Here is a 10,092-nt window from a genome sequence, read left to right as displayed (position 1 = left end):
GTTTTCAATTAACACTGAAACCTCTAAATTAACCAGGTGGTGCTACATCCGCTTATCAAATGGGGCTGTTTTCGCTTGACAAAAACATCCGGGGAAAGTTGGCCGGCGGTGACGCGCTCCAACAGCTCGCCGAACAGGGTTTCGGGGTTAAGGCTGGGGCGGTTGGCCAGGCTGAGGCCCACCACGCCGCCGGCAAAGAGCCAGCCAAAGCGCTCGGCAAAGGCCGCGCTCAAGGCGGTTTTGCCAATTCCGCCGCTGCCCACCACGGTAACCACGGCCGGTTTTTGGTGAAAGAGCCGGGCCAATTGGTGCAGTTCCGTTTCGCGGCCCATAAAGGGGCGGGGGGCTTCCAGAACCGGGGGCAGGCTGGCCGGATGAGGGCGGGTGAGCGGGCCCAATTGCGGGCTGCCCGACCGGAGGGGCAGGGCGGCCCAGCCGTTGGGGGCCACGTAGGCCACGGGCAGGCCAATGGCGTGAGGCTCAGGGCTGATGGCGTGGCGGGCCTGGCGCAGGCTTTCGGCCAGGTTGTAGCCGGCTAATAGAAAATCGTAGAGATTGGCGGCCAATTCATCGCTGAGCGGGTCGGGAAAACCGCCCTGCATGCCAATGGCGGCGGGCGTGCCGGCCAAGACCATTTGCCGGGCCAGGCTGGCATCCAGGGCGCTGGCGGCGGTGTGGCAGGCGCTAAAGAGCACCAGGCGGAGCACGCCGCGGGGGGGCAGCCGCAACAGGTGGTCCCCGCGCAGCGGCTCTTCCCGGCCGGTATCATCTTCCAGGGCCAGGATGGCCTGGGGAATTATGGCGCCGTCTTCGGTTTTAATGTTGATCACGTTGCCGTGCGCGCTCAGGTGCAAAATGGCCGGCCCCTGTTTGAGGGCGCTGCGCAGGTGCTGGGCGGTGGGGGGGATGCGCCGGGCCACCAGGCTTTTGTCGCTCTGGCCCAGCACGCGGCCAATGGCCCGCAGTTCGGTTTCAATATCCAATTTGTAGCCGGTGCGGGGCCGGCCGGCGCTGTCCAGCAGGGGGTCGGCGGCCAGGACCACCAGGTTCAGGGGGCCGGCGGCGGGCGGCGGGGAAATTTTGGCGGCGGGCAAAAGTCGCAAAAAGCCATAATCAACGGCCAAAAAGTTGCTGCCGGCTGTGGCCGCGTATTCCCAGGGCACGGCGGCGCTGGTCTCGTCGGTGACGAGCAGCAGCAGGTTGTCGGGGTCTTGCTTCAGCAGGTCTAGCAGGGAGGGGCCGCCCATTGCGGCCAGGAGTTTGCGGCCCGGGCCAACCGGGTCGTAGCGGTAGGGGTTTTCTTTGTCCGTGATGCGGGGCAGGTTAGCCAGGGGGGTAGGGTCGGTTAAGGGCCGGCCCTGGTAGGCGGCAATAATGTTGCCTTCATGGTGAGAAAGGGTTAATTCAACGGCCATCGGGCAGCTCCGGGGAATTGGTTTGAGTAGGGGCGTCCGGCCGGACGCCTCTACGGGTAGGGCATCGCCACGTCAAATCCTAAAGAACCATTTTATTTTAGCATAGAGGCTTAAGAGTTGACAAGGGGAGGCCGTAGGTTTTAAGGGCTTGCAGAATGACCCGCGCCTGGGGCGAATAGCCGGAAATATCAAAACCAGCCTTTGGCCGGGGGCACGGCGCAGCGTTCTACCGCCGCCAACACATCCTTGAGCACAGGTTTACGGCTAAAGGTCAATACTTCCCCGGCCGAAGCTTCCGCAAACGCCTGCTCGGCCACGTTCACGTTTTCATACACCAGCAAAATCAGATCGCGCCGGCCGGCCTGGCGCACTTTGGCCAGTTTGCGCTGCAAATAGTGGGGATGCCAGAAACCCACAATCTCCAACAAGGCCCGCCGCCCATCCCGGCGATGGGTAAAGGAAAAATCGGGGATCATCACTGTATCGCCCACCACAATCAATTCATCCTCCCGGGCCAGCGCCCATTTGCGTTTAGGGCCGCTGTACTTGGCGGCAAACTCAGCCGCAAAGTCGGCTTCTAAGCGGCTATCAAACAGGCCGGACGCCTTAACGGGCGCAGTTCGGTGCGCTCGTCAAGGGTGTAGCGGGCCGGCTCCCGGCCAGACGCGCCGGGCGGCAGCACGTCGGCTTCCATTTGCCAGCGCCGGCCCAACAACAACGCCGGCAAAAATTTGGCAAACTGCACCCCATACCGAATGGTTGATTTGACAAAGGGGGAGAGGGGGCCGTGCAGGGTCAGATGATACCCATCGCCGTTGGCCAGCGGGCGGATGGTATACATGAGTTTGAAGAGTTTGATATACTTAAAAAGGTCTTTGTAATTATCGTAAACCCTAATGCGCACCTCCCTGGCCCAATAAAGCAGCCCCCGGGCCAGTTCCAGGTTGTAACGGGCAAGCAGGTCGCCGGGGGGCAATACGTCGCCGGGGGCAAGGAGAATCTGTTCTTCGGCCAGGTCGGCAAAGAGGGCGGTTTCAATTTGGGCGGGCGTCAGGTCAAAGTGGGCGGCTGCTTCGGCCAGCACCTGGGAGCGGGTAGTTTGGTGAAAAAGGTTTGGTTTGTGCGTCACCGGCCCCCGGCGGAAAAGGTGGGCGCGCAGCGCAACCGGGTCAAGGGGCGGGTTGTGGCCAAACGTACAACGGGCCTCTAACACGGCGGCCAAACCCCGGATCACGGGGTAATCCAGGCTGTCGCCTTCGTAGTCGCGCAAGGCTTCGCTCAGCGCCCCCCGGCTGTGGCCCACGTGCCGCCGGAACAGGGCCGTTAAATCGGCGGCCATTTGCAGATAATGATAATTGGCGGGCAAAGGATTGGTCCACACCTGCCCCTGGCGCATCTTCAAACGCGGCCGGATCAATTCTGCTTTGAGCATAAAGTCAACTTACCATATTGGCTCAGTTTATACAAATCTTGCCCCCAACGACCATTTACTTGAGGATAACGGTGGGGTATACTAAAATTAACAGCCCTACCGCCGGCCAGAGATGAGGTTTGTCAGCCATTTTTGTGACATCCATTACTATTAGTACAATTACGTTTAGCGTATAATGGCAGGGCGTTACTGTTGGGATAACGACCAATGACCAATGACCACCGACCAATGACCACCGACCAATGACCAATGACCACCGACCAATGACCACCGATGAATGGTCAGTGACCAACGTTCAAGTCTTGTCGTTCGTCGTTCGTCGTTCGTCGTCGTTCGTCGTCGTTCGTCATTTAAGTTTAGCCGGGAAGCGGTAACAATAAAGCTCTATCCGTTCAGGAGAAAATGCATGTACCAGATATTGGAAAAAGAGGTTTTGAGCGAGACCGTCAAACTGATGGTGGTTAAAGCGCCGCAGGTGGCCTGCAAAGCCCAGGCGGGCCAGTTTGTGATGGTGCGGATTGACGAGTTTGGCGAACGCATTCCACTGACCATTGCCGACTATGACCAGGAGGCCGAAACCATCACCCTCATTTTTCAGGAGGTGGGCAAAACCACCATCCAGATGGGCACCCTGGAAGTGGGCGATGAATTGATCACGGTCATGGGGCCGCTGGGACATCCCACTCCTATTGAAAATTACGGCACGGTCGTGTGCATTGGCGGGGGAGTGGGCATTGCCCCCATTTTTCCCATTGCCCGCGCCCTCAAGGAGGCCGGGAATTACGTGATCTCAATTATTGGCGCGCGCACCGCTAACCTGCTCTTTTGGATAGACCGCATGGAAAGTGTTTCCGACGAGTTGATTTTATGCACGGATGACTGCTCCCGCGGCCGGGGCGGTTTGGTGATTGAGCCGCTCAAAGAGTTGTTAGCCACGCGCGCCAACAACCTGGCCCGTATATGGGCCATTGGCCCGGCAGTGATGATGAAATTTGTTTCGCTGACCACCAAACCTTACCAGGTGCCTACCATTGTCAGCCTGAACACGGTGATGGTGGACGGCACCGGGATGTGCGGCGGCTGCCGGGTGGTGCTGGACGACGGCGCTCAATTTGCCTGTGTAGACGGCCCGGAGTTTGACGGCCATAAAGTGGATTGGGATATTTTACTCTCCCGGCTACAATTTTATAAAGAACAGGAACGCGAAGCATTGGCCCACTGGCTGGAGTTGCAGGCCCAACAGGAACAGGCATGCGCCTTGGTGGAGGTACCAGCCTGATGGCCAAAAAGCAAATTATTCCCCACAAAACCCCCATGCCGGAACAACCGCCGGAGCAGCGGATTCACAATTATAATGAAGTGCCCTACGGCTACACCGCCAAGCAGGCCATGGCCGAAGCCCGGCGCTGTTTGGAATGCGCCAAGCCCAAATGTATTGCCGGTTGCCCGGTAGGGATCAACATCCCCGGGTTTCTCAAGCTGGTGGCCGAAGGTGATTTTAGGGGCGCGGTTAATTTGATCAAAGAAACCAACGCCCTGCCGGCCATTACCGGCCGGGTGTGTCCCCAAGAATCGCAATGCGAAGAGGCTTGCATATTGTGCAAAAAGTTTGAGCCGGTGGCCATTGGCCGGCTGGAACGTTTTGTGGCCGACTGGGAAGCCGAACAGGGGCCGTTGCCGGTGCCGGCGTTGCCTCCGCCAACGGGCAAAAAAGTGGCCGTGGTCGGCTCCGGTCCGGCGGGCCTGACCGTAGCCGCCGACCTGGCCCGGTTAGGCCATCACGTAACTATTTTTGAGGCCCTGCACGAGGCCGGGGGCGTGCTGGTGTACGGCATCCCTGAATTCCGGCTGCCCAAGGCCATTGTGCGCCGCGAGGTAGATTACGTGTGCAGTTTGGGGGTCAAGCTGGTAAAGGATTTTGTGGTCGGCGCTTCGGCCACCGTTGACGAACTATTGGCCGAGTTTGACGCCGTTTTTCTGGGTTCGGGCGCGGGCCTGCCCTGGTTTTTGAATATTCCCGGTGAAAATCTGAGCGGGGTCTATTCGGCCAACGAATACCTGACCCGGGCCAATTTGATGAAGGCCTATCGTTTTCCTGAGTACGACACGCCCATTGCCCGGGGCCGGCGGGTGATCACCATTGGCGGGGGCAACGTGGCTATGGACGCCTCGCGCACGGCGCTGCGCCTGGGAGCCGGAGAGTCCGTTTTGGTATACCGCCGCTCGCGCCAAGAAATGCCCGCCCGCATCGAGGAGATCCATCACGCCGAAGAAGAGGGCGTGCAGTTTAAATTACTGGCTTCGCCGGTAGCTATTCACGGCAACGGCCAGGGCCAGGTGGAAGCGTTGGAGTGTTTGCAAAATGAGTTGGGCGAACCGGATGCCTCGGGCCGCCGCCGCCCGGTGCCGGTGCAAGGCTCTAACTTTTACCTGCCGGCAGACGTGGTGATTATTGCCATTGGCCAGAGTCCCAGCCCCCTCATCCCCAAAAGCACGCCCGATTTGGAAACGGGTAAGGGGGGCGTGGTGACGGTGGCCGCGGAAACGATGAAAACGTCCAAAAAAGGCGTTTTTGCCGGGGGCGATGTGGCTACAGGCGGGGCCACCGTTATCCTGGCCATGGGGCAGGGCAAAATTGCCGCCAGGGCCATTAACCAATATCTTAAAACAGGGGAATGGTAAATTCCCACTTTAGCCAAACAAAGGAACTTTTTAATGGAAGCAAAAGAATTGGCCGTATCTCAATTTGAAAAAGGTTATTCTTGTTCTCAGGCTGTGTTTTCAGCCTATGCCGAACAATTGGGCCTGGATATGGAAACAGCTTTAAGAATCGCCGGGGGGGTTGGCGGCGGCATGGGCCGCACCGGGCAAACGTGCGGGGCCGTAACCGGCGCGATCATGGCCATTGGCCTAAAATACGGCGCGGTTAAGGCCGCAGATACAGAGACCAAAGAAAAAGTATACGCCCTGGTTAAAGAGTTCAGCGACCGGTTTCGATTTCGGAACGAGTCGGTGACGTGTAAAGAGCTGCTGGGCGTTGACCTGAGCACGCCCGATGGGTTGAAGATTGCCCGCGAACAGAATCTTTACGCCGCCGTTTGCGCCAAGCTGGTGAAAGACGCGGCGGAAATAGTTGAGGAAATTCTGGCCAAATAAACATCAGCCTATGCACGAACTTGCCCTTACCGAAAACCTGTTGGAGATTACCCTGAAACATGCGACGGCAGCAGGGGCCAAAAAGGTTAAACAATTAAATATCGTCATCGGCCAGTTATCGAGCGTGGTGGATGAGTCGGTGCAGTTTTATTGGGATTTTGTGGCCAAAGACACTATTGCCGAGGAAGCCGAGCTTCACTTTGAGCGCATCCCGGCCACTTTCCGCTGCCACAATTGCCGGGCCGAATTTAGCCTCAACGGGCAGCCTGATTTTTTATGCCCCCACTGCCAGAGTGTTCAGGTGGAGGTGATTGGGGGGAACGAGTTTCGGCTGGACAGTATTGACATAGAGTAAAACACAATTTGGAGTAAACAATGCCCCGGATTCCGGTAGTAGAAAACATTATGCAGGCCAACCAGGTGTTGGCCGCAGAACTGCGCCAGCGACTTGATGCGGCGGGCGTGGTTGGCCTTAATTTGATGGCTTCGCCCGGAGCGGGCAAGACCAGTTTTATCATTGGCACGGTGAACCGGCTCCAACACAAAGCGCGCATGGGCTACGTGGACGGCGATATTGAAACCACCCTTGACGCCGAGCGGATAGCCGAGCTGGGCCTGCCGGTGGTGCAGATCAATACCGGCGGCAGTTGCCACCTTGACGCCAATATGCTCGGCCCGGCCCTGAACGAATTGCCGCTGGACGAGCTGGACCTGATGCTGGTGGAAAACGTGGGCAACCTGATCTGCCCGGCCAATTTTGAGTTAGGCACGCACCTTAACGTGCTCATTGCCAGCGTGCCCGAAGGCGATGACAAACCCTACAAATACCCGCCCATGTATCGCGGCGTGGACGTGCTCATTCTCAATAAAATTGACCTCCTGCCTTACATCCCCTTTAAAGTTGATTACTTTCTCCGGGGCGTTGAGATTTTAAACCCCCAGCTAACCACCTTCCAGGTATCGGCCCTGCATGGCGACGGTATGGACGAGTGGGCCAACTGGCTGGCCGCCCAATTATTGTAACATCTTTGCCCCAAACCTTTGCCCCAAACTGAATTTGGGCCTAAAATCCAACAACCTTTGAGGAGGGAGAAGATATAACCCTGATGAACTGGGAAAAATACCATCCCCCGGCAGAAGCCCAAGAAATTCTGGCCAAGTGCCCTAACGTGATTGCGGCCGGCAGCACCGCCGAACTCATTGCTTTAGCCTGTGGCGGGGACAACAGCGACAGTTACGAGGTTGTTTACGATGTCCCTGAAAAAGGGCCTCGCCTGGAAGCCATGGTGGCCCGGGTGCGTAACGGCGTATCCGTGAATTATAGCGAACCTTACATGCGCCGGCGCGATCCGGACTCCGTGGTGATTGGCGACCACCTGCCCACCGACAAAAAAACGTTCCAACAGCGATTTGGCCAGGATTTTGCCCCCCTGCGGGCCGAAGCCCTGGCCTGGCTCAAAACCCAGGAGTTGGTTATTTTTGGTTTTGTGGCCGGTCAAGCGGGCATGGGCGTGGATGCCCTGGCCATTGTGCCGGCCAACGCCGGTTTTTTTGCCCTGGCCCTGGCCATGCTGCAAGGCATTATCCCCTATGCTGAAATTTTGCCCACCTTTGCGCCGCAAGCCATTGTTTACGTGGCCCCCGTTTTCCGGCACACCCATTTTGCCGGGAAACAGGTGGTGGTGCATCACCGGCGGCCCGGCCTGCACGAAATGTTTTCTTTTAATCTTTACCCCGGGCCCAGCGCCAAAAAAGGCGTTTACGGCATGCTGTTGGAGGTAGGCGAGCAGGAAGGTTGGGTAACGGCTCACTGTTCCACGGTGCAGGTGGTTACGCCCTATGATAATATTGTCACCATTATGCACGAAGGGGCCAGCGGCGGCGGCAAAAGCGAAATGCTAGAGCCAATGCACCGCGAGCCAAACGGCCAGCTCTTGCTGGGCGAAAACCTGATCACGGGCGAAAAGCGTTACCTGGAAATTCCCCGCAACTGCGAGTTGCATCCGGTCACCGACGATATGGCCCTGTGCCACCTGGCCCTGCAATCCGGCCAGGAAAAATTGCAGGTGGTAGATGCCGAGGATGCTTGGTTTGTGCGGGTCAACCATATTAATAGTTACGGCATGGACACTTATTTGGAACGGCTCACGGCGCAGCCCAGCCAACCCCTGCTGTTTTTAAATATTGATGCGGTGCCCGGGGGCCGGGCTTTGATTTGGGAACACATTGAGGATGCGCCCGGCCAATCCTGCCCCAATCCTCGGGTCATTATTCCCCGGCAGGTATTTCCCGATGTGGTCAAAGAGCCGGTGCCTATTGACATCCGCAGTTTTGGCGTGCGCACGCCCCCTTGCTCCAAAGAAAACCCTTCTTACGGCATTATTGGCCTGTTTCACCTGCTGCCTCCGGCCCTGGCCTGGCTGTGGCGACTGGTGGCCCCCCGCGGGTATAACAACCCCAGTATTATAGAGGGAGATAACCTGATGGTCAGCGAGGGGGTTGGCTCTTACTGGCCGTTTGCTACCGGCAAACGCATTGCCCAGGCCAACCTGTTGTTAGAACACTTTACTACCTACCGCCAAACCCGTTACGTTTTATGCCCCAACCAACACGTGGGGGTTTGGCGGGTTGGATTTATGGCCCAATGGCTTGCCCGCGAATACCTGGCCCGGCGCGGCGTGGCCAAATTCAAACCCGGCCACCTGCAACCGGCCCGCTGCCCGCTGCTGGGATACACGCTGCACCAACTGCACATCGAAGGCCGCAGCGTGGCCCGCTGGTTTTTACAGGTAGACACCCAGCCCGAGGTAGGCCCTGAAACCTACGACCGGGGCGCCGAGATATTGTACAACTTCTTCCGGCAATGCCTGGCCGATTTTTTAAGCGAAGACCTGGCCCCTATGGGTAAACACATTATCCGCTGCTGTTTGGATGGGGGCAAACTGGAGGATTACGAGGCCTTGATCCCCATGGAATAGACTTTGCGTTTAGGCCAACCCGCAACGGCTGGTCTTCCAAGTTGTTCTGGTCATAAATCAACAATCAACCTTATCTTTGAGGAGATGACCTGTTCACCGAAATGAGGATCAAATTAAGCGCGTGGATTTTATTCAGCGTGCCCCACAAAGCCGCCTGATCAACAAAAGTTCCGCTCAAGAGGGTTTCACCACGCGAGTCAGTGCGGATCGCCAGCCCTTCAAACCACGCCGACCAGCGCTCGGTGAGATGACCCTCAACCCGGATTTCGTAAAAGTAAGGTTTATCCATTTCTGCAAATCCACAGAACAACATTAATGATCAAACGCCGCCCAATCTATACAGTTTCCAACCAACGGCGATGAACCAAATCATAAAGAGAAGCCACCACCAAAAGTAGGTCACCCCCACAAGGGGCCAAAGCGCCAGGCCAATGAAGGCGGCACCGCATGTGGCCATACCCAAATAGGCCACGCTCTTATGGAAGACACCCTTCAGCATGACGAGAGAGAAGATCAGGATGCTGATCCCGAATACGCTTTCATAGAGGGGGTTAAAGGCGTTATTCTGGGCAATAAGCGCCTCGGCAGCCGTAGCGAGAATGACTCGTTGGGTATCCGTGGCGGCTACGTATTGATCGCTCAAATATACTAGACCCAGTAATACCGGGTAGTAGGCCATAAAGAGAAGCTGGCAGGTGCCGGCCACGACAGCGCCTATGGCCGCGTAACTCTTGTCCACGTGTTTGAGAGCCACAAAGAGGGCCACAAATGGCACAATGGCCAGAAGGCTGGTGCCTAAAACCAGCGTTTGCAGGATCATCCACCATAGTTTATGGGCGGCAATGAATTGGAGCAGCGTTGGGCCGTCCATCTTGAAGTCATATTGCACCGTCAGAACTTGCACAGCAGGCACGGTTACGGCCAGAACGACATAGAGAATTGCCGAAACGCCTCCGGCTCGATAGAGACCTCGCCACGATGGGTCTGGACCAACAACAGCCTTTGCCACTGATGGCTGAGTCATCACTGACATTCTTACTTCACCTTGATTATTAGTCAACATTTTGATTCTCCTTTTTATGATTCTTTATCAAAAACTATCACCTTTCTT

The 10,092-nt window shown here is 57.1% G+C and carries 11 protein-coding genes; 6 read left to right on the top strand and 5 right to left on the bottom strand.

Annotated elements, in window-relative coordinates; genetic code table 11:
- Positions 1-23: 23 nt before the first annotated feature.
- The 3 genes from JW953_05035 to JW953_05025 form a co-directional block, all read right to left on the bottom strand.
- Positions 24-1,415 (bottom strand): CHAT domain-containing protein, encoded by a 1,392-nt coding sequence (locus JW953_05035; GenBank protein ID MBN1992046.1) that lies wholly within the window; start codon positions 1,413-1,415, stop codon positions 24-26.
- Positions 1,416-1,603: 188 nt separating this feature from the next.
- Positions 1,604-2,011 (bottom strand): DUF790 family protein, encoded by a 408-nt coding sequence (locus JW953_05030; GenBank protein ID MBN1992045.1) that lies wholly within the window; start codon positions 2,009-2,011, stop codon positions 1,604-1,606.
- Positions 1,993-2,847, bottom strand: a complete 855-nt coding sequence (locus JW953_05025; protein MBN1992044.1) for a DUF790 family protein — start codon at positions 2,845-2,847, stop codon at positions 1,993-1,995. Before JW953_05025 ends, JW953_05030 begins: the two co-directional genes overlap by 19 nt.
- A gap of 406 nt (positions 2,848-3,253) precedes the next feature.
- On the opposite strand from JW953_05025, the gene JW953_05020 reads away from it, so the two are divergent.
- From JW953_05020 to JW953_04995, 6 genes are all read left to right on the top strand, one after another.
- On the top strand, positions 3,254-4,126 hold the full coding sequence (locus tag JW953_05020) for a sulfide/dihydroorotate dehydrogenase-like FAD/NAD-binding protein (protein MBN1992043.1): 873 nt from the start codon (positions 3,254-3,256) through the stop codon (positions 4,124-4,126).
- Positions 4,126-5,529, top strand: coding sequence for an NADPH-dependent glutamate synthase (gene gltA, locus JW953_05015; GenBank protein ID MBN1992042.1), 1,404 nt, complete (start codon positions 4,126-4,128; stop codon positions 5,527-5,529). Before JW953_05020 ends, gltA begins: the two co-directional genes overlap by 1 nt.
- 33 nt (positions 5,530-5,562) lie before the next feature.
- A complete protein-coding gene (locus JW953_05010) occupies positions 5,563-6,003 on the top strand; it encodes a C_GCAxxG_C_C family protein (GenBank protein ID MBN1992041.1) in 441 nt (146 codons plus the stop codon).
- Between the two features lie 10 nt (positions 6,004-6,013).
- Positions 6,014-6,358, top strand: coding sequence for a hydrogenase maturation nickel metallochaperone HypA (gene hypA / locus JW953_05005; protein MBN1992040.1), 345 nt, complete (start codon positions 6,014-6,016; stop codon positions 6,356-6,358).
- Between the two features lie 20 nt (positions 6,359-6,378).
- Complete coding sequence (gene hypB, locus JW953_05000; GenBank protein ID MBN1992039.1) at positions 6,379-7,026, top strand: hydrogenase nickel incorporation protein HypB; 648 nt, start codon at positions 6,379-6,381, stop codon at positions 7,024-7,026.
- An 83-nt stretch (positions 7,027-7,109) separates the two neighbouring features.
- On the top strand, positions 7,110-8,981 hold the full coding sequence (locus tag JW953_04995) for a DUF4914 family protein (GenBank protein ID MBN1992038.1): 1,872 nt from the start codon (positions 7,110-7,112) through the stop codon (positions 8,979-8,981).
- A 70-nt stretch (positions 8,982-9,051) separates the two neighbouring features.
- On the opposite strand, the gene JW953_04990 is transcribed toward JW953_04995, so the two are convergent.
- Positions 9,052-9,270, bottom strand: a complete 219-nt coding sequence (locus JW953_04990; GenBank protein MBN1992037.1) for a hypothetical protein — start codon at positions 9,268-9,270, stop codon at positions 9,052-9,054.
- A gap of 30 nt (positions 9,271-9,300) precedes the next feature.
- Positions 9,301-10,005, bottom strand: coding sequence for a hypothetical protein (locus JW953_04985; GenBank protein ID MBN1992036.1), 705 nt, complete (start codon positions 10,003-10,005; stop codon positions 9,301-9,303).
- Positions 10,006-10,092 lie beyond the last annotated feature (87 nt).

It is taken from the genome of Anaerolineae bacterium, from assembly GCA_016931895.1.
Classification (GTDB): Bacteria; Chloroflexota; Anaerolineae; order 4572-78; family J111; genus JAFGNV01.
This window is presented reverse-complemented; position numbering and strand designations above follow the sequence as displayed.

What these genes read in the sequence shown, in the direction of transcription:
- JW953_05035 (MBN1992046.1), bottom strand. Translation starts at nt 1,415, where the DNA reads ATGGCCGTTGAATTAACCCTTTCTCACCATGAAGGCAACATTATTGCC.
- JW953_05025 (MBN1992044.1), bottom strand. Translation starts at nt 2,847, where the DNA reads ATGCTCAAAGCAGAATTGATCCGGCCGCGTTTGAAGATGCGCCAGGGG.
- JW953_05020 (MBN1992043.1), top strand. Translation starts at nt 3,254, where the DNA reads ATGTACCAGATATTGGAAAAAGAGGTTTTGAGCGAGACCGTCAAACTG.
- gltA (MBN1992042.1), top strand. Translation starts at nt 4,126, where the DNA reads ATGGCCAAAAAGCAAATTATTCCCCACAAAACCCCCATGCCGGAACAA.
- JW953_05010 (MBN1992041.1), top strand. Translation starts at nt 5,563, where the DNA reads ATGGAAGCAAAAGAATTGGCCGTATCTCAATTTGAAAAAGGTTATTCT.
- hypA (MBN1992040.1), top strand. Translation starts at nt 6,014, where the DNA reads ATGCACGAACTTGCCCTTACCGAAAACCTGTTGGAGATTACCCTGAAA.
- hypB (MBN1992039.1), top strand. Translation starts at nt 6,379, where the DNA reads ATGCCCCGGATTCCGGTAGTAGAAAACATTATGCAGGCCAACCAGGTG.
- JW953_04995 (MBN1992038.1), top strand. Translation starts at nt 7,110, where the DNA reads ATGAACTGGGAAAAATACCATCCCCCGGCAGAAGCCCAAGAAATTCTG.
- JW953_04990 (MBN1992037.1), bottom strand. Translation starts at nt 9,270, where the DNA reads ATGGATAAACCTTACTTTTACGAAATCCGGGTTGAGGGTCATCTCACC.
- JW953_04985 (MBN1992036.1), bottom strand. Translation starts at nt 10,005, where the DNA reads ATGACTCAGCCATCAGTGGCAAAGGCTGTTGTTGGTCCAGACCCATCG.